Source organism: Microbacterium sp. NPDC055455, from assembly GCF_053619935.1.
In genome coordinates, this window is sequence record NZ_JBSHLB010000008.1 from 1 (window position 1) to 20,715 (window position 20,715).

Consider the following 20,715-nt stretch of genomic DNA (forward strand, 5'->3'; position numbering starts at 1 on the left):
ACCCCAACCAGCCGCCCATGGTCCCCAATGTCTGACCCCCCTCGTAGTCTGTAACTGTCAGAGATACAAACCCCAGGAAGGGACACACCATGACCACTCCACTCCCCACCCTCCACAAGGCCACTCAGCCCGGCGACTTCCTCGCTGCCGTGCCCCCGATGCTCGGCTACCAGCCAACTGACTCAGTCGTCGTTATCCCGTTCGACGGTCCCCGCACGATCGGCGCGATGCGCTTCGATCTGCCGAGCGTCGAGAACGCCGTGCACCTCGCGACCGTGGCCGCTGGCCTGGTCTGCAGGGTCGAGAACGCGACGGGCCTGGCGGTCATCGTCTACGGCGAGCGCGCCGAGGCCGAGGCGGTCGCTGAGGCGATCACCCAGACCGCCGACGAGTGCGGGCTGAGCATGATCGAGCGGTTCTACGTGACCGGCGCCGGGTGGGGCCTCATCGGCGACGATGCGGTGTCCCCGATGCCCGAGGTTCCCGAGCACCTGGCAGCGATGGTCACCGCAGCCGATCAGCACGCCGGGGCGGTTCTGCCGGAGGCCGACGAGGCTCTCGCACGGGAGGTCGCCGAGGCTCTCCCCGGTGACCTCGGCATCCGTCTGGCAATGCTGGACGTTGACCCGCTCGACCTGTTCGAGCAGTCGCTGTCGTGGGATGGATCGGACCTCAAGGCGCAGTCAGCCGCGACGATGATCACCCTGCTGAACCGGCCCTCGCTGCGCGACGTGGCCGTGGTGCAGTGGGCGCACGGTTTCGCAGCCGGTGAGAGCGCGCTGGACGCGCAGATCGCCTGGGAGAACGGCGTCGATTACCCGAAGCACCTGGCGATGGTCATGTGGGGCGAGGGACCGCGCCCCGACGCGGACCGCCTGTCCGCCGCTCTGACGGCGTGCCGCCACCTCGCCGCACTCGCACCCGAAAGTGAGCAGGTCGGCCCTCTGGCGGTCGCTGCGTGGCTCTCCTGGGCACTGGGGCGCTCGACTCACGCCGATGCCTACTCACTCCGCGCGCTGGCGATCGACCCCGAGCACGGCCTGTCGCAGATCGTCGGCACATTCGTCGCCGCCGGTCACCTCCCGGACTTCAGCTTTGCGGTTTCCCGCTGATCCTCGACGAGCCGAGAGGAGCAGCAATGATGACACCCATCGTGAGGACACTCAAAGCCAACGCCGGATCTCGCGACCTGCGCACGGTATTCACGGACTTCTGCGAGGCAAGCGCCATCGCCATCCGCAACCGCGTCGACTCTCACGGCTTCCGAGAGCGGGAGGAGTCGTACGAGCGCATCCGATCTCAGTACAGCGCCGCGCAGATGGACCGCTTCGCGGAAGCACTGGCCCTGGTGGCCATCGAGGTGACCCAGAACCCACGCGACGTGCTCGGGGAGACATACATGCAGCTCGGCATCGCTGACCGCGATCGCGGACAGTTCTTCACCCCGTACAACGTGGCGCAGCTCATCGCCGAAATGCAGCTCACTGGCACCTCCACTCGGGTCCCACCCCGGCCGTTTCTGACGATCTATGAGCCAGCCTGCGGGGCGGGAGCCATGGTCATCGCGATGACTCAAGCTCTCGCTCGTCGCGGTCTCGACTATCGCGAGAGCGTCCACGTCACCGCCGACGATCTCAGCCTCACTGCCGTCCACATGAGCTATCTCCAGTTGTCACTGCTGGACGTGCCGGCGTTGATCAATCGGCGCAACTCCCTCACTCTTGAGCACTTCGACACATGGGCCACACCAGCCCATGTCATCGGTGGATGGACAAGACGCCTTGCGTCACTCGAGCACTCCGCCGAACTCAGGACCGTCAGCTGACACCGGCCAAGTCGGGTCCGTCGCATCGTCGTCCATGGTCCATGTCTGAGGTGTGCGTTAGTATGTAACTGTCAGAGATACAAAGGAGCGCAAACCATGGCAACTGCGACCGCAACCGCAACCGACAGAGTCACCGACTACTACGCCGAGCGCCACGACATCCTCGTCGGTGCCGGTACCGGCCCCGTGTCCGACCTGTTCGACGGCATCCATGGCCGCGACTGGGCCGACCTGCGCAACTGACCCGGTGATGGCGGGGTGACCTCTCCCCCGCCACCACCTACCAACAATCCCACGACAGGAGATCCCCGTGAGCACCCCCACCAACGTCAACCTCGAGGCGCGAGCAGCCTGGTCCGTCCTCACCGAGCCCGGCGACACGGTCGCCGGCGGTCTCGTGGCGGCCATCGGATACGCCGAAGCTCTCACCGCGCTCGAGAACCCTGCGGCATGCATTACAGCGATCATGGACGCCGACGCCGCCTCAACCCAGGAGGAGGCTGCGACAGCCGTACAGCGATGGCTACCGCGGATGAACAGCCGCACGCTCGACTTCGCACTCCGGGAGGCACAGCGTCACGGCATTCAGATGCTCGACCCCGACGCTGTGCCCGGCGTCGCCGATCTCGGGATCCTCGCGCCCCATGTGCTCTGGGTTCGAGGTGACCTGGGCGCCGCGGTCACTCCCCTCAGCAGCAAGATCGCTCTCGTTGGCGCGCGCGCCGCAACCAACTACGGAGACCAGGTCACTCGAGAACTAACCACCGACCTCGTCGGGCGCGGGATCACCATCGTCAGCGGCGCCGCCTACGGCATCGACGCCACCGCCCACAGGGCAGCGCTCTGGAACGACGGCCACACGATCGCCTGGCTGGCCAATGGCGTCGACCGCGCCTACCCGGCCGGCAACAGAGACCTGATCGACCGGATTGCTACGCACGCCGGCTGTGCCGTCATCAGCGAGATCCCGCCCGGATCCGCTCCGACTCGACACCGCTTCCTCAGTCGCAATCGCCTCGTCGCCGCCACGGCCGCTGCCACGGTCGTCGTGGAAGCAGGCTGGCGCTCTGGATCCCTCACCACGGCCAACCACGCCGCGATCCTCGGCCGCGGCCTCGGAGCCGTGCCTGGCCCGATCAGCAGCCCAGCATCGTCCGGATGCCACCGCCTCATCCGAGAGTGCGAGGCGCAGATCGTCACCGGCCCCGACGATGCCTATGAACTGCTCAGGCCCACGCCGGTGCGCGGGTAGCGCGCCGCGGCACCGGCGACAGCGCCTACCCTCTCAGGCGCGCACGATCGCGAGCTCGTCCCAATGAGTCGTCGCACGACGGGTCAGCATCGCACGCTTCATCTGCCAACTGGGCCCGGGCCGAATGCCGGCATAGCCAAGCCCCACGACCTCCCGACCCGTCTTGCGCTGCACCCTGTCCAGGAGCTCAGCGATCCGTGACTCCTCGTGGGCGTGTCGGAACATGTCGAGAGTCTGGTGTTCGTCGGTTTTGCGTAGATCGGTGAGCATGATTCCGGCTTTCGCGTAGCGGATGCCCTCCTCGAGCTTCGGCAGGATGCTGTGTGCTGCTTTGGTGAGCTGCACTGGGTCTGCTGTCGGCGTGGGGAGCCGGGCGACCGTCTGCTGGAATGACGTGCTCTCCGCGTATGAGGAGGTGCTGGCGAATGCTGTGACAAGGTTGGCGACCTGACCATGGCGAACGAGTCGGGTCGCAGCGCGTTGCGCGTAGATCGAGAACACCTGGCGCATCTCGGCGACCGTGGTGATCTTCTCCCCGAACGAGCGAGACACGATCAGCTGCTGCTTCTTGCCGGTGTGGTCGGGTTCGGCCTCTATGCAGGGGATTCCACGCACCTCGAGCGCCGTTCGCATCGTCACCACGGACGTGTTCTTCCGAACCACGGTCGGATCGGCTGCAGCGAGGTCGGCGATCGTCTCGATGCCGATCGCGTTGAGGCGGCGCTCGAGGCGGGACGCGATGCCCCAGATCTCCGAGACAGGCAGCCGGCTCATCAGCGCGTGCCGGTCGGCGGGGTCGATGTCAGGCCAGACACAGACGCCGTCGAACGCCGACGCCTTCTTCGCCCACCTATTCGCAAGCTTGGCGAGGGTGCGATTGTTCGCGATCCCCACACACACCGGCACGCCGATCAGCCGCGCAAGGGTGCCTTTGATGTCCTGGGCCCAGGCTTGCATGGCTCCCGGATCCCGCTCGATGTGCGGCGGGACGACGAGGAACGCCTCATCGATGGAGTAGATGTCGAGATCTGCGGTGTACCGAGCCAGGAGCCGCATCACCCTCGAGCTCATTGACCCATAGAGCTCGTAGTTGGAGCTCACCGCGACGACACCGAGCCGTTCGGCCTGAGCTCGTACCTTGAACCACGCCTCACCGATCTGCATCCCGAGCGCTTTCGCGTCGGCGCTGGCAGCGACGATCGCGCCGTCGTTGTTGCTCAAGACGACGAGAGGGGTGGAAGCGAGATCTGGACGAAAGACCCGCTCCATGCTGGCGTAGCAGCTGTTGATATCAACATGCGCGAGGTGCACCGGCTCACCTGATCCAGAGCTTGTGCAAGCAGTAGGTGACCGTGCCCCAGATGGTCAGTTCTGAGAGTTCGGGGACGACAATGTCGGGATGCTCCGAGTTGTCTGCCTGGAGGACGACGCCGACTGGGGTGAGCCGGAGCCGTTTCACCGTGAGCTCCCCATCGAGCACGGCGACGACCACGTCGCCGTCGCGGGGAGTCTTGGACCGGTCGACCAACAGCTCGTCGCCGTTGCTGATGCCCGCGTTCATCATCGATTCGCCGGCAACGCGCACAATGAAGGTCGCCGCTTGATCGTCGATGAGCATCTCCGTGAGATCGATGTCTCCCTCGAAGTAGTCCTGCGCAGGCGACGGAAACCCTGCTGCGACAGCGACAGGGGCGACCCGAATGCCCGGGCGTACGGACATGGCACGCACGTCGATCGCGGCCGCGACTCGTACATCCACAGCGCGCATGAGGGACCTCCTAGAACATGTTGACGATTTCGAGTATGCGCGCGCGGGTAGACATTAGGAAGTTAGACCGAATCTGCGGAAGGTGCTAGCGCTCGCTCTATTGTGGCCGTATTGTGTAACTTAGTTACACAACTGACTTGCATACGGGAGGCCGATTATGAGTCGGACGGTTGCTGCTCAGATCCAGCTCGGCTCGAAGCTCTCGCTGCCGATAGATCTCGCGACGGAAGCCATCGCAGTGCTGGGGCGCCGTGGCAAAGGGAAGACGAATACCGCGGGTGTGATCGTCGAGGAACTGATCGGCCTGGGCGTTCCTGTGTGTGTCGTCGACACCGTCGGCGTGTGGTGGGGCCTGCGCTCCAGCAAGTCCGGCAAGGGACCGGGACTTCCTGTGGTCGTGTTCGGCGGATCTCATGCTGACGTGCCGCTCGAGGAAACCGCGGGCAAGGTGATCGCGGAGGTCATCGTCGAGCGCCGCATCCCCGCTGTGATCGACACATCACTGCTCAGTAAGGGCGCGGCTCGGCGGTTCCTGACGGATTTCGTGACGGAGGTCTACCACCGCAACCGGGATCCGCTTCATGTCGTTTTCGATGAGGCCGACGAGCTCGCGCCCCAGAATCCACGTGCGGAGGGCGCCCGACTCTTGGGCGCAATGGAGGATTTCGTGAGACGCGGCCGCGCACGCGGCTTGGGTGTGACGTTGGTCACACAACGGCCGGCTGTGCTCAACAAGGACGTGCTCACACAGATCGAAGTCCTCATCACCCACGGCCTCACCGGACCGCGCGACGTCGCCGCGATCGACGAGTGGGTGCGCCTGCATGCCGACCAGGCAGAGGCGTTGCGAGTGAAGTCGACACTTGCGAGCCTTCCCACCGGCACGGCATGGGTGTGGTCTCCCTCTTGGTTGGGCATCTTGCAGATGGTCGATGTCCGGGCACGGAAGACGTTCGATTCCTCGGCCACCCCGAAGGTCGGTGTCGCTACCGCTGTCCCGCAGGCCCGCGCCCCGATCGATCTGGACGAGCTCGGCTCCGTCATCCGCGCCACGATCGATAAGGCTGCGGCAGAGGATCCCCGCCGACTGCGAGCTCGCATCACAGAGCTGGAGCGGCAGCTCGCCTCACGGCCGGCCGCAGCGCCGGCGATCAGCCCGCCGATGGAAGTGCGCGTGGAGGTGCCCACCCTTACCTATGAGGACCGACGTCGCTTCGATCAGGCGACGGAGACTCTCACGCGCGTCGACGAGATGCTCGGCACGGTGCAGGGCGATGTCGCCGCGGCGTGGGCGCTGCTAAGCCAGATCGAAACCGCTGCCACTCCGTCACACACGAAGGTGCCACCGCCTTCAATCCCACGGACCGAGCATCCGCAGCCGGTAGCCCCTCTCGCCCCGCCAGCCCGGACGACGACCACTCAGGCGACTCGTGAGCCGTCGGCGACGGCTCACGAGCGCGGTTCGTTGGGTAAGGCGGAAAGGCTGATTCTGTCTGCCCTCGCCACCTACGGACCGAGAACGCACTCGCAGATCGCACATCTCACCGGCTACAGCGGCAAGGGAGGCGCGTTCGCCAACGCGCTCGGCCGCCTTCGCAGCACAGGCCGTATCGTCGGTGGCCGCGATCACATCTCGATCACCGAGCAGGGCATCGCCGATCTCGGCGACTTCGAGCCGCTGCCATCCGGGCAGGCCCTCGTGGACCACTGGCTTACCCGGCTGGCTAAAGCGGAGCGGGCCATCCTTTCCACGTTGCTCGAGGCATGGCCGAATGCACTGTCGAACGATGAGATTGCCGAGCGCACGGGATACGCCGTCGCGGGCGGAGGGTTTGCCAACGCACTCGGGCGGCTCCGCACCCTGGAACTGATCCGAGGCTCCCGGGCCGCGAACATCGCGTCAGACGAACTTGGCGCGGCAGCCCAAGGTGGTCCGTCATGACCAGCCCCGCTGAGGACTCACATGAGCTCATGACCGAATTGGAGCAGCTCGCGCAGCGACAGAGAGCCCTTCGCGAAGAGCTCGCGGAAGTTGTGGATGCTCGCACTCGCCTGATCTCCGAAGCGCGACGTCGCAACGTCGCCACATGGCGGCAACTCGCGTTGATGTTCGGCATGACTGAGCACGGCCTGATCAAAGCTGACGCGGCTGCGCGTATGCAGACTGCGGAGCAGGCAGACGAGCAAGATCAGTAGGGGCGGGCCGGTCAGCGTTATGGATCAGCGGCGCTTCTTGCTGCCTTTGCCTGTCGGCAGCTTCTCGCCCAGCAGCTGCTCAAGTGCGGGCACCTCTGCCGTGCGCCACCGCGCCTGACCTGACATCCGGGAGCGCAGCGGGCCGGCGCCGATCCCGACTGCCCGCGCGACTTCTGCCTTGCTGATGGAACGCTCTGACAAGAGCTTCTCCAGCCACTCGCTGACTCCACGGCTCGCGTCCTGGTCGAGGCGATCGGCAGCATTGCGAGGTGGCCGGCCCGTGATGCTGTCTCCACGGTTCTGCTGCTCGGCGATGTACGCCTCGATGTCCGCTCGCCGAAAGACCGCGCTGGCGCGCATGCCCTCGATCCGCATCGGAGTGGGGAACAGTGGCAGCCCAGTCTTGTTGCCCTCCTTCTCGATCCGACGCGATCTCGTCTGGTACACGCGGACGGTGTCGTGCTTGACGCCGATCATCTTGGCGGCTTGCTTGTAGGTGACGTACTCCGGGCGGACGACGTCCTCGAGCGCAATCGTCTGCGCTGAAACCATGCCGAGTCTCCGATCGATGCAGTAGAAGGTTTGTCAATGCAGGAGTGTACCAACCTTGCGTGACAGTGGTGCGCTTCTTCGCCGGCGTCTAATCGAGTTCGTCGATGGAGATCACGCGGCGCTGCGTGAGGCTGGGGCGGTACATCTGGATTCCGTACGGGACGGCCGGACCAATCATGAGCAATCCGGGCAGCTTGTGGGCATAGCGGTCGGCGAGCTTGGGTGCGGCCGCGGTGAGGCGGACGCCGACGTCGGCGCGATCGGCGGCGACCGACACGGTGGGGAGCAGTTGATCTTGTAATCGCTCCCCCGCGCCTGGCGCCTTTCGGCTGCGGTTGTGGCCGGCGATAGTCCAGTAATCGCCGTTGGAGGTCATCGTCAGGGTCGCGGTCCGGTCATCGAGCACGTAGACCCGTGTCTGCGTGCCCCGCCGTTGCCGGCGCAGGAGCCCCGCACACAGCGCAAGTACGGCCAGCAGGACGAGCGCGGCGATGATGAGGCCGCGGATGCCGTCCCGCCAGCCGATGTACCAGAGCGTTCCGAGAGGGATGAGGACGATCGCGAGGGAGAAGAGGCGCTGGCCGCTCGTGCTTCGCCGCGTGAAAATACGCTCCCAGAGGAGCGATCGGAAGACCCAACCGGCCTCACGGATTCTGTCGGGGCGGGTGGCGAGGTGGACGCCGGCAGGAGGGTCTGGCAGCGGTGCCGTCATTCGTCCTCTTCTCGTCGAGTGCGCCGCTCGGCGCGCAGCTGCTCGACCTGGAGGTTGGCGTCGCTGGTTTCTATCCCGAGCGTGGAGGCGATCCGTTCCCGCTCGTCTGCGGTCCAGGCCGTCCGGCCCCGCATTCGCTCGCCAAAGGTGACGTTGTTCAGCTGCAGCGTCTCGGCGAGCTGCTTGAGAGTGGTGATACCGGGCGCGCCGGCGCCGGCGGCTATGGCCTCGCGGATCCGGTCCGGGAAGGGTGCAGTCGGGCCGGTACGGCGCAGGGCGGTTCGTGGAGGCCGACCGGCCCGGCCTTGGGTGTCCGAGCGGGCACGGATGTATGCGTCGATCGCGTTCTCATCGAACAGGACGGTTCGCCCCTCGAAGCCGACGGGATCGGGAAACCGGGAGGGGCCCGGCGACTTGTCGCGATCGCTGCTGCGGTACACGTACACCGTGTTGAGGGAGACGCCCATCTTCTCGGCGATTTCCGCGCTGCTTATCCGGCGCCCGGCAGCGTTGGTGTCTTTCATTCGCGGGAGGCCCTCTTCTCGATCGAGCATGCGTGACTGCGCGCTTCCTTCATAAATGTAACGAGCCGTGGCGACAGGTTCCCACTGGAAGGGGCGACACTCCCCATCCGGTATCTGGTTTCGCATCCCTGTTCCGTAACATGGTTGTCATGGCGAACATCGATGACATCCGCCGGCAGATCTCTCAGGTCGGTGTAGAGATCTCCCGCACCGACGAACTGCTGGAGCGTCGTGGGCATCTGGTTGAGGAAGCGCGCGCAGCTGGCATGACCTATCGGGAAGTTGCCCAGCTGCTGGGTATGACCGAGACCGGGCTTCGGAAGACGCAGAAGGCGTTTCGCGCGCGCTCGTCTCATCTTGAGGCACGCGCATCCTGAGCTTCGGGACCCTCAGAAGCCGTCGCAGTTCGTGAAATATGCTTGCAAATTGCAATATTCTTTTACTAATATAAGCACATGGAGGTGACGGGCATGGAGGACTTCGACTACCGCCCGAAGCCTTGGGTACCGAAAGACGTTCCGACCATCTGGGTCGATCACACGTCCGGGCAGGGTGTGACGCAGGACGGCGTAGTTGTCCGGCCGGTTGTTGGCGATCGCCGGAAGAACCCGAACCTCACCGACTTGCTCGATACAGCCGCCAGCTACGGCGCCAATCGGATCATGCTGACGGGAAAGCGCCCCGAGCCCGAGCCGGGCATTCGCCACTGGCTGTACGTGCAGACGCCGCGGTGGAAGCCCGGTACTCACTGGATCAACAACGGGCCGCCTACGGGCAGGTTCGAGCACGAGACCACCGGCTTCAAGATCGAGATCCGCACGGCCGAAGAGTGGTTCGGTGAGATTCCTCTCACCCCTGCGCAGGCGCGGAGCGCGTGGGACACCACAGCCGCGATTCTCAAGGCCGCCGATGAACGCGCGCGGATGTTCAACTCCCCCGCTGCGACCGGAACGAACCTCTGGGCTCTGTCGCTGCCCAAGAACGTCAATCCCGTGCCGGTGTCCTCTGACATCGCCGAGGAGATCCACGCGACCAGTGGCCAGCACCATATCGAGCATCTCGTTGCCGGCCCGGACTTCTCGACCCACGAGGACTGCGTCCCGCTGGTTGATCCGGCCAAACAGAAGAAGATGGCCGAGTTCGCGTATGTCGACGGTCGCTTCATGTACGCCGCGCTCGGCCGCGAGCTCGGGTTGGGTCCAGCGCGTCGGCTGAATCGTGCGGCCGCGTATCAGCTGATGGATGAGGATCCGTACGCACGCGCGAGATTCAACGTGCGCTTCCAGGTGCCCTCGACGTGGAACCACGTCGGACTCCTCGGCGTCCGCCACCAGCGGGTGGAAGAGGGTTGGTACTACCCGAACCGTCCAGGGGCGCGTGGTGAGACGTGGGCGGATGCAGCCGAGATCCAGGTGGCGCGCGCAGCGGGGTGGGTGATTGACCCGCTCGAGGCTGTCGTCTTCCGCAAGGCGCGTCCGTTGGACACCTTCTTCGAACGGATCATGCGCGCCCGAGACCGGGTCAACGAGCACCCCGATATGCACCCTCTGCTGCGCAAGGCGGTGATGGCTGCGCTTCGAGCGATCGTGCTGCACAGTGTGGGCGCATTCGCGTCGTCGGGTCGCGATCAGACCCGTGTCGCGACAAACGCCCTCGATGTTCCTCCGCAGTTCCAAGCTCGCATGCAGCGGCAAGGAAAGCTGTTCGTCTACCACGTTCCCAGCGAACGCAACTCCCGGACGGAGTCCTTCTATCACCCGGAGCTCGCTGCTCAGGTGTGGGGGCGAGCTCGCGCTCGAGTACTCGACGGACCAAGCGCTCTCGGGCTCCACACCGCCGGGGCTCTCGCAGTCGATCCGTCCACACTGCTGGGCATCCAGGGTGACGCCATCTACACCAGCATGCTGCCGACCTGGTCACTGCCGGTCGCGAGCGGTGGCGGCGACGACGGCAAGCCTGGCCGCCTGCGTCTGCAGGGCTATCTGCGTGGGTCGTTCCTGACGCCGGAGCGACTGCAGCAGCGCCTGTCGTTGCGCGGCCGCGCAGAAAAAGCCGGCGTCGAGTCGGCGCTCGAGCACGAGGTGGTGATGTCGTGAGCGACAACAGCAATAGCGCCCGATCTGCGCAGGACTTGGTGCGCTTCCTCCGCGGGCGCGGGATCTCGACGGCGGAGATCGCGGCCGAGTTGCACCGCTCCCCCAGGATGGTGCGGAAGATCCTCAACGGCGAGACCAGCGGCGCGCTGTATCGATCGACTCTTGAGGAGCTGGCCAACACCGGTCGCACCTCCAGCGTTCCCCCTCGCCGGCGCCTGAAGTCGGGGGGTCTGGTTCCCGTCCGGGCCAAGGCGGGTGCAAAGCAGAAGACCGTGGTTCCTGAGGATCCAGGTGGCAAGTACACCTCCGCCCGCCAGGGTGGTGCCATGCAGGCGTCGACGACGTACATGGCCGAGGGTGGTCGGCAGGTCGAGCTCCGCCTCCCCAAGGGGAAGACTGCGAAGGGCCGCACGTCGGCCGACGCTGAACTCGTCCGCCAGATCCGGAACGCGGCCAAGGGCCAGGCCCGCGACAATCAGAAGAAGATCCGCGCGACCTTGACGTTCGCCAACGGGCGCGTCATGGAGGTCAACACGTACAACGCCTCGACGATGCTGCAGCGCGTCAACGAGGCCGGCGGCAGTGCACTGGAGTGGATGCGCGGTGAGTCCAAGAACAGGTACCTCAACCTCGACGTGTCCCGCGAACCCATCACAGGGGTCACCCTGACGGTGTTCGCCGACACGAAGACACCCGAGTACGAGGACTTCAAGGCTCAGGGCAGGCCGCGGCGATCGCGTGCACTGAACCCTGCCGAGATTCGGCGCCAAGAAGAAAAGGCACGCCTCGAGCAGGGGCGACGCCGCGGCGGCCGCAGGTCGTGACGAGGAGTAGACGATGACTGATAAGCAGACGCCACTAGAGAACCCCCTGAGGCTCACCGTCGGCAACCTCAAGGGCGGCGTGGCCCGGTCGACGACGTCGATCATGCTTGCCCTCGCTCTGGTTAAGCGCACCGGCCAGCGCGTGCTTCTGGTCGACGCGGATGCCGCGAACGGCACGAGCTTCGAGTGGTCCGAGTACGCCGGCGAGGTGTGGCCAGCCGAGGTCAACGTCGTGTACCTGCCGTCACAGATGCTCGGCAAGCGCGTCCGCGAGATGTGGCCCGAGGGGCACCTGATCATCGATACCGGCAATGACTCGACGACCCTGCGGCAGGCGCTCATGGTCACCGACCACCTGGTGATGCCGATCGGCGCCACCCCCTCGGAGGCCACGCGGCTCACCCCGACGCTGCAGGCCGCTGCCGAGGTCGCAAGCATCAAGCCGATACAGCTGTCCATACTCTTCACACGCACCAAGCCAAACACCATCAGCTTCCGTGAAGCGTGGGAGCAGCTCAAAGCGATGGAAGGCGATGTCGAGGGTCTCCACGTTCTCGATGTCAATGTGCCGTTCCAGCTGCTCTACTCTCAGGCGTTCGGCACCGTACCCACGAACCTCGGCGTCTACCCCGACGTGCTCGAGGAGATCCTGGCGGGAGGCGACCGATGACCCAGCCACAGAGGAAGCCCAAGACGGACTGGAGCGCAGCGTTCAGCAAGCCCGAGACGGCTTCGCGATCCCTCGAGCCGGTGACGGAAGTCGACGTCGAAGACGCCGAGCAGGATCTCGCCAAGCCGGCACCGCGTCGACGCGGGCCCTACAACGTGAAGAAGGTCGACAAGAAGCCGGCCACGTTCCGGCTGCCGCCCGATGTTCATGAGCTGATCGATCGCGCTCGCCAGGAGGCTGCCGACAACGGCATCCGGCTGACGAAGGACGACGCGGTGACTGCGGCGGTACGTCATCTCTACGGACGCAAGCGACGCTGAGTCAGATCGTCTTGAAGGCCACCGATACTTCATCGGTGGCCTCTTCTCTTTCCGTGAACGTCGCATCACATCGACCGGGAGCTCACGCGGAAGACTCCAGAACGCATGACATTTCGACTCGAAAAGTTGTTCGATGACACGCAGTTTGGCGAGTACTCGAGCTTCGGCTTGCCGGAATTCCGCGGTCCCTCGATCCGCCACCGGCACTCGTTATGCCAGACAACTTGTCAGTAGTCGACGAGCAGTGTGCGCAGCCCGCACGCAACCAAACGGCCGCCCGGCAGGATGGAAGCATGCATACGTGGGATCCGATGATGGCTGGGGTTGTCGAGCTTCCAAACGGTCGCACCGTGCGGGGTCGATCCCTGAGGGCAGGCCCACCGGTTGGCGATGAGGTGCCCGACTTCGGGATCTATCTGACCGCGAAGCCGCACGCTGAGGCTTGGGAATCCCGATGGGTTGCCTGGCCGGACTTCCGTGTGCCGCGAAGCGCGACCGATGCGGTTGCAGCGATCGAGGAGGCGTTGACCCGATCAGCCCGAATGAAGGTCGAAATCGCGTGCGGAGGTGGACGGGGACGAACAGGAACGGCTATCGCAATCCTCGCGCGCTACAGCGGTGTCCCCGCAGAGGAAGCCGTGGAATGGGTGCGCACGCACTATCGATCCGGCGCCGTGGAGACACCGTGGCAGAGGCGATTTGCGGGGCAAGTTGCGATCACACGCTGATCCAGCGGTTCTGATGACAGACGATGAGTCTCGCCGAGTCTCGCATTGACTAAGGAGGATCTATGATCACTCACCGCAAGGTTATGGCGCTACTGACAAAGTTCGTGGCCGTACTGACAGAGTTCTGACAATCGGACAAAAGTGCTTGCAAATTGCGTGTATTTTGCTTGCAGATTTCGCCGCCCGTGTTAGGCTGAGCCGCAGCGTTGACCCGCGCTATAGCGCGAGGGAGATGCGGAGGCTCAGACCAACAGGCCCTCTCCCCCAGTACACGGAACGCATTGAAGTGCGTCACGTTTCGGACGTTGAGGGCTGCTTGCATTTTTCAAGCACTTTTCGGTTGGCGCTGCTCAGCTCGGCTGATCGATCGGTTCGAGCAGCGTCGAGTCGTGCCGGTCGACGGTGCGGGCGTTGTTCATCCGAGGGTCGACAAGATGGGTGCGCATCGTTTCGGCGATCGCGCTCGAGCTGGCATCGAGTTCGTCGAGCAGCTCGAGGCGGTTCCTTTTCGATGCGGCGCTGTCGTTTTGAATGGTGAGCGAGGTGGGGTTGAGCCAGTCGTCGCGGAGGTCGTCGGAGATGAACGCCGGCATCCGGTCGTGGATCTCTCCGGATGCGTCTCGTGCCTCTCTGGTGATGACGACGAATACCCGCTGCCGCTCTCCTGCGATGTCGGTCGTCCAGGTCAGGCCGGCAGCGGCGAGGATCCCGTCGCCGGCGATCAGGTGCGGCTGCTTGCTTCCCTTCGGCCCCGTCCATTCGAAGTAGCCCGGCGCCATGGGAACGATGCAGCGGCTGTTGGAGAACGCGCCGACCCAGAACCCGGTAGGCAGCTTCTCGATCCTGGCGTTGATAATCGGCCCACCGCCGGGGCGGCTCGCGGGCTTGGGCCAATCCCATCGTGCGAGCGTGAGCTCGCGTTGAACGTCATCGTCAGCGAGACGTTCACGGATGATCGGAACGCTGGTCGTGGGCGCAATCGAGTAGGTGGGTCGCCAATCCTCGGGTTTGCCTCCGCTGACGACAAACTCCGTGATCAGCTCGTTGGTCTTCGACGACAGAGAGAAGCGGCCGCACATGAGCAGAGCGTAGCTCGCCCGTATCCCTGCAGCTCGAGGATGGCTCGGCTCCAGACCGTGGTGCGATACACGCACCCGACTGTGTGTATTCAGTCGCGCACGGGGCGGCCGCGTTGCAGTTTTCCCGCGGCCGCGAACTCGTTGCCGGAGTTGTGGAGCTGCTCTCGACGGATGGCCTCGTTCACGAGTGCCGTCTCTACGAAGGCGCTGAACGATTCGTCCCCTTCGAGGTGCGCGGTCGCTTTGTAGGCGGCGACGACCCGTGCCCGCTTGCCCGCGTCGATGTAGGTATTCACGCGTCCCTGAGCGCCCTGTGCGGGCGGGGCAGGCTTCCGTGGCTGCTGGGCCTTCGGTCGCACGTTTGGCGCCGTGGAGGCCTTCGTGGGCTGCTCCTTGGGCGTTTCCGGCGCGGGTGTCCCTGCGGATACTTCTTCCGGCGCGGGTGGCGTGGCTGTCTCGGCGTCGCGATTGGCGGCAAACATCCGCTTGGGATCGACCTTGCGAGGCGCGAGGCCCGTGATGCCCCGGGTGCTGTCGGTCATGAGTGGGCTCCTTCCAGCGTCGGCGTCTCTGCCATGATGATGCGGTCGTTGATCTCCTGTGCGATCGCCTGCAGGTCATCGGCAACGGATCCTGCCGTGGCGCTGGTGAGCTGCTTGTCCTTGAGTTCGCCGCTGCGGATCTTCCACCAGGCGATGCCAGCCTTGGCCTCGGCCTTTGCTCGCTCGTCGAGCTCGTGCGCGAGGAGCCCGGCGCGGCGTGCCTGGCTGGCGACCGCTTCGCTGTGGCGAACGGTTCGTCGGAACACGACCTCTCGGCCGATGCCGCCTTCGTCCCCGACTCCGAACATCGCGTCGAGCTCGGCGCGCGCGTCGCGCTCGGCGTTGCGGATCACGACTGTGCCGTCCTTGCGTCCGGTGGCGGTTCCCACATCGGTGAGGATCACTCCCAGCAAGTCGATCCCCCGGTTGACGTCGAGCACCTGGTCGATGCGCTCGGCCACTTTCGCGACGCCCTTGATGCTCGAGTTGTCGGTCTTGCTCGGCACAAGCACCCAGCGTGCTGCCGACAGGGCTGCCAGTTGAAGTACTCCGTCGCCGGGTGGGCAGTCGAGGAAGATGAAGTCGTAGCCGGAGGCCACGGGCTCGAGGATGCGAGCGAGTGCGAGCTTCGCTGCGGTCGGGTCGTTGCCCATCTTGGCGCTCAGTGCCGCGGTGACGTTCGCGAGGTGTCCCCCGCCGGCCCAGACGTCGAGGTTTTCTCGGACGCCGATGAGCGCGTCCACGCTGCCGCCGAACATCAACGCCTTGGCGAGTGACTCTCCCTGGTCGTTGCGGTCGTCGTCGGCGTAGCCGAGGTCGTCTTCGAGGTTGCCCTGCGGGTCGAGGTCGACCAGGAGTACTCGCGCGCCGGCGAGGGCGAAGTAGCCACCTATGTTTGCTGCGAGCGTCGTCTTACCGACACCGCCCTTGAGGCTCTCGATCGCCATCACTCTGCTGAGCTGGTCATGGTCGATCGTGGCTCGCGCGTTCACCATCGTGGATCCTCTCGCCGTTAGTAACGGGATTACCGTTTATTGCGTGTATCACGTCTTTCACGAATATAACGTGTATTCCGTCGTTGACGCAATACACGTCTTATCCGTTATTGGCGTTATTAGCGTCGTTGCCGTTTTTTCCGTCATTGCCCGATGACGCGAGGTGCCCCACGATGTCGCTCACTGCGGACGGCAGCGGCGCCCGGTGGGGGAACACGACGCGAACTCGAGCGGCGTCCTCAGCGCCGTCGACAAGGGCGACGACGAGTTCTTCGCCGTTGTCGCTGTCACGCCACCGCGCAGCCCCAGCTGCGACGTCGTGCTCTGGGTGCCATCCGTGCATGGTCAGGCACTTATCGAGAGCGGAGATCTCGCCCACCAGCTGCTGCGTTCGCACTGGCATGGCGTAGAGGGCCCGCTCGTGGCCGATGAGCGCCATCACGAGCGCCTTCGCAGCGGCTGCCCGCTGTGCTGCGCTTGCTGGCTGCCTCCTCAGGCTGTGACGGCGGAGCTGTTCGATGATCGCTTCACGAGCGCTTTGATCCTCCTCCAGCAGGCGCTGCCGCTCCCTTTCGGCTTGTCGTGCCGCCTCAAGGTCGGAGTGTCGCTTCGTGAGGCGATCTGCGTGCTCTCTGAGTTGCCGCTGCAGGCGTGTCTCGCCTCGAGTGAATGTCTGGAGCTTGGACAGCATCCAGGCGAAGTGCGCGAGACGGTCGCGCTTTTGCCCGTTCTCGAGCGGGAGGATTTTCGCGGCCGCCATCGCCTCGTCGAGCTCTGCGCGGAGCGTGGCGAGGGTGTACCTGTCGGGCGTGACGTCGTAGCGCTGCAGGATGTTGCTCAGCTGGCCGATGTGGCGGCCGCCGTGCAGTGCACCGGTGGCTGTGGGTGGTCCTCCGGCGTCCAGGCCGTAGTTGCGGGCGACGGCCCAGGTGAATCGCTGAACTTCGATAGGGCGAGGCGATGTCGCCGGGGGGACCCGGCGTGTACTTCTTCGTCTCGGCTTTGGCCGCGAAGCGGCCGTCTCGCGCGCTCCTGCGCGCGTTGGTGACCATTTTTGAACAGGAGATGTCTTAAGAACTGAACCTCTGCGAGGTAGGTGGCAAGTATCCACAGGGCTGGTGGGGCGAGGCATGACGAGAGCGCGCACCGATGCGGCAGCTTCCTGATATCTCCCGTGCAGCCTCTTGGCCTGGCTGCGCTCGGCGGGGGAGAGGTGCCGGCCCATGACGACCGTGACGGCGAGGCCGAGCTTCTCGAGCAGACGCCGAGCTTCGCCGACGGTGCGCTTGCTCATACCCAGGCGCTTCGCGACCGTCTCGTGCGAGGTGCTGACGCCGCGGCCGGTGCGCACGTCGGCCGCGGCCATGTCGGCGCGGGCGACGAGGATCGCACTCCCAACGGAGATCTTCTTTCCGCGGAGCTGCGCAGCCCGCTCAGAGCCCAGGACGCGCTCGACGAGCGCCATCCAGGCGCGTGCAGAAGTCCACGCCGGCAGTGCCGCATAGGCGCCGTCAGCAGGAGTTAGCGACCACGATCCCGAACGCTGCGAGCCAGACTGCGGCTTTCGATCGGATGAAAGGCCTGCTACTCCGGCATCCACAGGCGAAATCTGCTTGCATTTTTCTTGCAAACTGCTTGCAGATTTCGCGTGGCGAAGCTCGCTAATCCCAGCATTAACGGTTACGATGAGGCCACCTCCTCTACCTCCTCGGTAGGCGTGACAAGACCCCGGGTTGCTTCCCGGGTGACATACACAAGAGATCTGGCTGGCAGGCCTGAACTCTTGAGGACTAACTCGGACTGATTTGTTTGGCGACGCTCAGACCGAGACCATTGACACCAGGACCCCTCGCTTCGGCGGGGGGTCCGTCGTTTTATGCCGTATCGATAGGCAGCTCCCCATCCCGTGGAAGTTCGGGCATCCAAACGGGAATGCCCTGGTCCGTCAACTCGATGTGGGCCACGAGCTCGTCGACGAACTCGGAGGTCGAGATGCCCACTCGCGCTGCGATAGCGTCGGCGCGCACTTTCGTCTGACGCTCGATGCGCCAGCTGGGCTGGACCGGGTCGAGCAGCGCCCCACGTCGCCGCTGAATACGTGCCATGCGCGCCACTAAACCACATGTGCACACGCACATGGAAGACATTCGAGTGCGTGTCTACATCTCGGGACATGAAGAGCAGCACGATTATGCACCGGGGCTACGCACGGTGATGGCGCCGTCAGAGGGCAGCGAGAGCGTGCCTGGTTCGCCGGTTTCGAAGTCGCGGTAGGTGAAGGCGATGTATCCCTCGTCGAACTCGTCGTACTCGGCTGTTTCGACGAGTCCCCAGGTGTTGGTGTCGGGGTCGACGAGGGCGAGCATGCCTTCGCGGGCGAGCGTGCCGTCGTCGGTGAGGACTTCTTCCACGACGAGCTCGTCGGGCTGGGTGTAGCCGGCGAACAGTTCTTCGGCGTCGTCGAGCTCGGGCTCTGCTTCTTCACGCTGGATTCGGTCCAGCTCGGCGACACGGTTGTCGTCTTCGAGGCCGGTGATGAGTCCGCGCGCTTTGTGCTGAAGTTCGTCGATGCGGTCGGCTGTGACGATCCGAGCCGCCATGTAGTCGTTGTAATCGGGCACCCCGTCGGTGCCCGTGCCGTCGAGGTCGGCTTGGTCTTCCGGGTCGACGATCGCCATCAGCTGGTGGATGGTGTGCTTCGGTGTGATCTGCTGGACGAGTTTGAGGTCGTCGGGAAAGACCCAGTTCTCAGGGTGTTCGGGTTCGGTCTGGTAGGGGTCGGGCGTCCAGTAGGCCTGGATCTCGACGGGGGTGCCGTGGTCGTCGTAGGCGATGCCGCGGCCCTTGGCGTTCACGGGAACGGTGACGCCGGTCGAGTAGGAGTTCCACATCATCTGTGCGCCGTCGGGGGAGAGGCGTCCGAAGGATGCGCGGAAGCCGAAGTTGTCGCGCATGTCGCCGGTCAGGAACTCGGCGTCAGGGCGCTGGAGACCGAGCAGCGCGTGCATTCGCACCTTGCGGGCCAGGGACATGAAGTCGCTGATTTCCTCGAGCACGGGCGGCTGTGTGCCGGGGCCCTTGGGTTTGACGGTGCGGTACCAGCGGGTGACGGCGTTCTTGAAGGTCTTGAACTCGTCGATGGGGAACAGGACGGGGGTGAAGTCCTCGAGGCGCATCCGTCCGCTCTCGTAGTCCTCGAAGCGCTGCTGCATGGTGCGGAACACCTCGTGTGCGACGCGCGCCTGGTGGTCGATGCGTCCGGCGATGATCCGCACGTTCGGCCAGGAGCGCAGACCGAGCAGCTCGATGCGCTTGCCGTCGATGCCCCAGATCTCCCACCCCTGCGCGGCGAGAAACTGGATGATGCCCAGCATGGCGACCGTCTTGCCGGCGCCGGTCTTTCCCGTGATAAGGCCGTGCGGGTCACGCTTGGGACGCCAGTAGATCGTGTTGCCGTCCTCGTCGACGGCGAACGGGACTTTGAGGTCGTCGTAGCTGGCGAGCGGATCGACCGCGGCGGGGGCGCGGTTCGGGTTGAAGATCACGCCCGACATGTCGGGACGCACCTCGAGGCGGACGGTGTCGTTCTGCAGATCCCAGAATGCCCGCCAGCGGCCGTCGAGCACCGAGGAGATCTGCGACTCGATGCGGCCGCGCAGCGCGCTCGAGGACAGCCTCGGCGTCACTTCGTAGCGGACGGTGATCTCGCGCAGCTTGTCGTCCACGAACTTCGTTGACGCCTTGGCGTCCCCGCCGAAGGTCTTCGCGATCACGGTGTGCACACGCTCGATCTGCGCGTCCTTGCTGGTGTCGGCCTCTTCGGTGTTCAGCGCGAGTTGGAACCACCCTTTGCGGGGCTTGTGCTTGCCGAGCTTGTATCGAGAGTCGAAGGCGCGTTCAACGATGCGCTTGGTCTCTCCCAGAATCTCGGGGAAGGACTCGTCGGCGATGGGGTTGTAACGCACCAGGAGACGCGTGGGCTTGCCGAACCATCCACCACGCCACCGTGTAGCGGTCAGCTGTTCCCGTGCCGGAGCGGGCCATCCCAGGGTCCCGTAGAGGCGCATCAGGCACAGGTCCAGGGATTCCTGACGACGGGAAGAGCGAATGTGAGTGGCGATGACAGCCGCGGTGAGCGCGACCGTGATGATGCCGACGAGGATCAGGGTGAAGATGGGCAGTTCGAGGAGCATGCCGGCTCCGATTGCCAGCAGCATGCCGGTCAGGAGTGCGCCGACGGCGAGGATTGGCGGGTTGCTGCGGGGGAGTGCGGCGGTTGTGGCGCGGACGGACATCAGCGGGTCGCCTTTTCGTCGCGGCGTGCGTGGAGCCGTTTGATTCCGAGGGCGCCCAGGGTCAGCAGTGCGACGAGGAGACCTCCGAGGATGACGATCCTTGCCGTGTCGAGCCCGATTCCGTCTGCGATCGGGATGACGACGTTCTCGTCGACGAGGAGGTGGGCTTCGAGGAGCAGGGCGCGCACGTCGGGGAGGAAGGAGGCGAGCAGTCCGGGGCCCAGTAGGAGCGCAAGGATCGGCAGGGTGAGGATCAGCATGGTGCGGTCGTCGTCGGTGTTCATGAGTCCTCCTGCGTTGGTACGCGTTCACTCCATAAGGGGTTGGTTTGCGATGG

Annotated in this window: 24 protein-coding genes; 12 read left to right on the top strand and 12 right to left on the bottom strand. The window is 65.0% G+C overall.

Annotation, left to right across the window (positions count from 1 at the left end; all coding sequences use genetic code 11):
* Positions 1-89 precede the first annotated feature (89 nt).
* From ACWGUG_RS16640 to dprA, 4 genes are all read left to right on the top strand, one after another.
* Positions 90-1,112, top strand: coding sequence for a DUF4192 family protein (locus tag ACWGUG_RS16640; RefSeq protein WP_376127279.1), 1,023 nt, complete (start codon positions 90-92; stop codon positions 1,110-1,112).
* 26 nt (positions 1,113-1,138) lie between these two features.
* Positions 1,139-1,825, top strand: coding sequence for an N-6 DNA methylase (locus ACWGUG_RS16645; RefSeq protein WP_376127281.1), 687 nt, complete (start codon positions 1,139-1,141; stop codon positions 1,823-1,825).
* A 96-nt stretch (positions 1,826-1,921) separates the two neighbouring features.
* Complete coding sequence (locus tag ACWGUG_RS16650) at positions 1,922-2,068, top strand: hypothetical protein (RefSeq protein ID WP_376127283.1); 147 nt, start codon at positions 1,922-1,924, stop codon at positions 2,066-2,068.
* Between the two features lie 67 nt (positions 2,069-2,135).
* On the top strand, positions 2,136-3,077 hold the full coding sequence (dprA, locus tag ACWGUG_RS16655) for a DNA-processing protein DprA (RefSeq protein ID WP_376127285.1): 942 nt from the start codon (positions 2,136-2,138) through the stop codon (positions 3,075-3,077).
* A gap of 33 nt (positions 3,078-3,110) precedes the next feature.
* On the opposite strand, the gene ACWGUG_RS16660 is transcribed toward dprA, so the two are convergent.
* Entirely contained in the window at positions 3,111-4,388 is a 1,278-nt protein-coding gene (locus ACWGUG_RS16660) for a Y-family DNA polymerase (protein ID WP_376127287.1), read from the bottom strand.
* Positions 4,389-4,392: 4 nt separating this feature from the next.
* On the bottom strand, positions 4,393-4,797 hold the full coding sequence (locus ACWGUG_RS16665) for a LexA family protein (RefSeq protein WP_376127467.1): 405 nt from the start codon (positions 4,795-4,797) through the stop codon (positions 4,393-4,395).
* A 205-nt stretch (positions 4,798-5,002) separates the two neighbouring features.
* Here ACWGUG_RS16665 and ACWGUG_RS16670 point away from each other — a divergent pair, with 205 nt between their 5' ends.
* A complete protein-coding gene (locus ACWGUG_RS16670) occupies positions 5,003-6,787 on the top strand; it encodes an ATP-binding protein (RefSeq protein ID WP_376127289.1) in 1,785 nt (594 codons plus the stop codon).
* Positions 6,788-6,816: 29 nt separating this feature from the next.
* Positions 6,817-7,041 carry a hypothetical protein gene (locus ACWGUG_RS16675; RefSeq protein WP_452325333.1) on the top strand — a complete coding sequence of 75 codons (225 nt, stop codon included), beginning with the start codon at positions 6,817-6,819 and terminating at the stop codon, positions 7,039-7,041.
* 24 nt (positions 7,042-7,065) lie between these two features.
* On the opposite strand, the gene ACWGUG_RS16680 is transcribed toward ACWGUG_RS16675, so the two are convergent.
* From ACWGUG_RS16680 to ACWGUG_RS16690, 3 genes are all read right to left on the bottom strand, one after another.
* Entirely contained in the window at positions 7,066-7,593 is a 528-nt protein-coding gene (locus tag ACWGUG_RS16680; RefSeq protein WP_376127293.1) for a helix-turn-helix transcriptional regulator, read from the bottom strand.
* An 88-nt stretch (positions 7,594-7,681) separates the two neighbouring features.
* On the bottom strand, positions 7,682-8,305 hold the full coding sequence (locus ACWGUG_RS16685) for a hypothetical protein (protein WP_376127295.1): 624 nt from the start codon (positions 8,303-8,305) through the stop codon (positions 7,682-7,684).
* Positions 8,302-8,829 carry a helix-turn-helix transcriptional regulator gene (locus ACWGUG_RS16690; RefSeq protein WP_376127297.1) on the bottom strand — a complete coding sequence of 176 codons (528 nt, stop codon included), beginning with the start codon at positions 8,827-8,829 and terminating at the stop codon, positions 8,302-8,304. The genes ACWGUG_RS16685 and ACWGUG_RS16690 overlap by 4 nt, the downstream gene beginning before the upstream one ends.
* 149 nt (positions 8,830-8,978) lie before the next feature.
* On the opposite strand from ACWGUG_RS16690, the gene ACWGUG_RS16695 reads away from it, so the two are divergent.
* The 6 genes from ACWGUG_RS16695 to ACWGUG_RS16720 all read left to right on the top strand — a co-directional run bounded on the left by ACWGUG_RS16695 (position 8,979) and on the right by ACWGUG_RS16720 (position 13,467).
* The gene (locus ACWGUG_RS16695; protein ID WP_071044816.1) at positions 8,979-9,206 is read left to right on the top strand and encodes a hypothetical protein; all 228 of its coding nucleotides are present in this window, start codon (positions 8,979-8,981) and stop codon (positions 9,204-9,206) included.
* 78 nt (positions 9,207-9,284) lie between these two features.
* Positions 9,285-10,925 carry a hypothetical protein gene (locus tag ACWGUG_RS16700; RefSeq protein WP_376127299.1) on the top strand — a complete coding sequence of 547 codons (1,641 nt, stop codon included), beginning with the start codon at positions 9,285-9,287 and terminating at the stop codon, positions 10,923-10,925.
* Entirely contained in the window at positions 10,922-11,749 is an 828-nt protein-coding gene (locus ACWGUG_RS16705; RefSeq protein ID WP_376127300.1) for a hypothetical protein, read from the top strand. The genes ACWGUG_RS16700 and ACWGUG_RS16705 overlap by 4 nt, the downstream gene beginning before the upstream one ends.
* 13 nt (positions 11,750-11,762) lie before the next feature.
* Complete coding sequence (locus ACWGUG_RS16710) at positions 11,763-12,419, top strand: ParA family protein (RefSeq protein WP_071044819.1); 657 nt, start codon at positions 11,763-11,765, stop codon at positions 12,417-12,419.
* The gene (locus tag ACWGUG_RS16715) at positions 12,416-12,739 is read left to right on the top strand and encodes a hypothetical protein (protein WP_376127302.1); all 324 of its coding nucleotides are present in this window, start codon (positions 12,416-12,418) and stop codon (positions 12,737-12,739) included. The genes ACWGUG_RS16710 and ACWGUG_RS16715 overlap by 4 nt, the downstream gene beginning before the upstream one ends.
* Positions 12,740-13,053: 314 nt before the next feature.
* On the top strand, positions 13,054-13,467 hold the full coding sequence (locus ACWGUG_RS16720; protein ID WP_376127469.1) for a protein-tyrosine phosphatase family protein: 414 nt from the start codon (positions 13,054-13,056) through the stop codon (positions 13,465-13,467).
* A gap of 350 nt (positions 13,468-13,817) precedes the next feature.
* Here ACWGUG_RS16720 and ACWGUG_RS16725 read toward each other — a convergent pair whose 3' ends face one another.
* The 7 genes from ACWGUG_RS16725 to ACWGUG_RS16755 form a co-directional block, all read right to left on the bottom strand.
* Complete coding sequence (locus ACWGUG_RS16725) at positions 13,818-14,546, bottom strand: SOS response-associated peptidase (protein ID WP_376127304.1); 729 nt, start codon at positions 14,544-14,546, stop codon at positions 13,818-13,820.
* Between the two features lie 89 nt (positions 14,547-14,635).
* Complete coding sequence (locus tag ACWGUG_RS16730; RefSeq protein WP_376127306.1) at positions 14,636-15,088, bottom strand: ParB family protein; 453 nt, start codon at positions 15,086-15,088, stop codon at positions 14,636-14,638.
* Positions 15,085-16,083 (bottom strand): ParA family protein, encoded by a 999-nt coding sequence (locus ACWGUG_RS16735; RefSeq protein ID WP_376127308.1) that lies wholly within the window; start codon positions 16,081-16,083, stop codon positions 15,085-15,087. Before ACWGUG_RS16735 ends, ACWGUG_RS16730 begins: the two co-directional genes overlap by 4 nt.
* Positions 16,084-16,183: 100 nt before the next feature.
* Positions 16,184-17,548, bottom strand: a complete 1,365-nt coding sequence (locus ACWGUG_RS16740; RefSeq protein WP_376127310.1) for a hypothetical protein — start codon at positions 17,546-17,548, stop codon at positions 16,184-16,186.
* A 409-nt stretch (positions 17,549-17,957) separates the two neighbouring features.
* Positions 17,958-18,188 carry a type II toxin-antitoxin system RelB/DinJ family antitoxin gene (locus tag ACWGUG_RS16745; protein WP_071044894.1) on the bottom strand — a complete coding sequence of 77 codons (231 nt, stop codon included), beginning with the start codon at positions 18,186-18,188 and terminating at the stop codon, positions 17,958-17,960.
* Positions 18,189-18,272: 84 nt separating this feature from the next.
* On the bottom strand, positions 18,273-20,378 hold the full coding sequence (locus ACWGUG_RS16750; RefSeq protein ID WP_376127313.1) for an FtsK/SpoIIIE domain-containing protein: 2,106 nt from the start codon (positions 20,376-20,378) through the stop codon (positions 18,273-18,275).
* A complete protein-coding gene (locus ACWGUG_RS16755; RefSeq protein ID WP_376127315.1) occupies positions 20,378-20,662 on the bottom strand; it encodes a hypothetical protein in 285 nt (94 codons plus the stop codon). Before ACWGUG_RS16755 ends, ACWGUG_RS16750 begins: the two co-directional genes overlap by 1 nt.
* Positions 20,663-20,715: the final 53 nt, after the last annotated feature.

What these genes read in the sequence shown, in the direction of transcription:
- ACWGUG_RS16640 (WP_376127279.1), top strand. Translation starts at nt 90, where the DNA reads ATGACCACTCCACTCCCCACCCTCCACAAGGCCACTCAGCCCGGCGAC.
- ACWGUG_RS16645 (WP_376127281.1), top strand. Translation starts at nt 1,139, where the DNA reads ATGATGACACCCATCGTGAGGACACTCAAAGCCAACGCCGGATCTCGC.
- ACWGUG_RS16650 (WP_376127283.1), top strand. Translation starts at nt 1,922, where the DNA reads ATGGCAACTGCGACCGCAACCGCAACCGACAGAGTCACCGACTACTAC.
- ACWGUG_RS16665 (WP_376127467.1), bottom strand. Translation starts at nt 4,797, where the DNA reads ATGTCCGTACGCCCGGGCATTCGGGTCGCCCCTGTCGCTGTCGCAGCA.
- ACWGUG_RS16670 (WP_376127289.1), top strand. Translation starts at nt 5,003, where the DNA reads ATGAGTCGGACGGTTGCTGCTCAGATCCAGCTCGGCTCGAAGCTCTCG.
- ACWGUG_RS16675 (WP_452325333.1), top strand. Translation starts at nt 6,817, where the DNA reads ATGACCGAATTGGAGCAGCTCGCGCAGCGACAGAGAGCCCTTCGCGAA.
- ACWGUG_RS16680 (WP_376127293.1), bottom strand. Translation starts at nt 7,593, where the DNA reads ATGGTTTCAGCGCAGACGATTGCGCTCGAGGACGTCGTCCGCCCGGAG.
- ACWGUG_RS16685 (WP_376127295.1), bottom strand. Translation starts at nt 8,305, where the DNA reads ATGACGGCACCGCTGCCAGACCCTCCTGCCGGCGTCCACCTCGCCACC.
- ACWGUG_RS16690 (WP_376127297.1), bottom strand. Translation starts at nt 8,829, where the DNA reads ATGAAAGACACCAACGCTGCCGGGCGCCGGATAAGCAGCGCGGAAATC.
- ACWGUG_RS16695 (WP_071044816.1), top strand. Translation starts at nt 8,979, where the DNA reads ATGGCGAACATCGATGACATCCGCCGGCAGATCTCTCAGGTCGGTGTA.
- ACWGUG_RS16700 (WP_376127299.1), top strand. Translation starts at nt 9,285, where the DNA reads ATGGAGGTGACGGGCATGGAGGACTTCGACTACCGCCCGAAGCCTTGG.
- ACWGUG_RS16710 (WP_071044819.1), top strand. Translation starts at nt 11,763, where the DNA reads ATGACTGATAAGCAGACGCCACTAGAGAACCCCCTGAGGCTCACCGTC.
- ACWGUG_RS16715 (WP_376127302.1), top strand. Translation starts at nt 12,416, where the DNA reads ATGACCCAGCCACAGAGGAAGCCCAAGACGGACTGGAGCGCAGCGTTC.
- ACWGUG_RS16720 (WP_376127469.1), top strand. Translation starts at nt 13,054, where the DNA reads ATGGCTGGGGTTGTCGAGCTTCCAAACGGTCGCACCGTGCGGGGTCGA.
- ACWGUG_RS16725 (WP_376127304.1), bottom strand. Translation starts at nt 14,546, where the DNA reads ATGTGCGGCCGCTTCTCTCTGTCGTCGAAGACCAACGAGCTGATCACG.
- ACWGUG_RS16730 (WP_376127306.1), bottom strand. Translation starts at nt 15,088, where the DNA reads ATGACCGACAGCACCCGGGGCATCACGGGCCTCGCGCCTCGCAAGGTC.
- ACWGUG_RS16735 (WP_376127308.1), bottom strand. Translation starts at nt 16,083, where the DNA reads ATGGTGAACGCGCGAGCCACGATCGACCATGACCAGCTCAGCAGAGTG.
- ACWGUG_RS16740 (WP_376127310.1), bottom strand. Translation starts at nt 17,548, where the DNA reads ATGGCGCTCGTCGAGCGCGTCCTGGGCTCTGAGCGGGCTGCGCAGCTC.
- ACWGUG_RS16745 (WP_071044894.1), bottom strand. Translation starts at nt 18,188, where the DNA reads ATGGCACGTATTCAGCGGCGACGTGGGGCGCTGCTCGACCCGGTCCAG.
- ACWGUG_RS16750 (WP_376127313.1), bottom strand. Translation starts at nt 20,378, where the DNA reads ATGTCCGTCCGCGCCACAACCGCCGCACTCCCCCGCAGCAACCCGCCA.
- ACWGUG_RS16755 (WP_376127315.1), bottom strand. Translation starts at nt 20,662, where the DNA reads ATGAACACCGACGACGACCGCACCATGCTGATCCTCACCCTGCCGATC.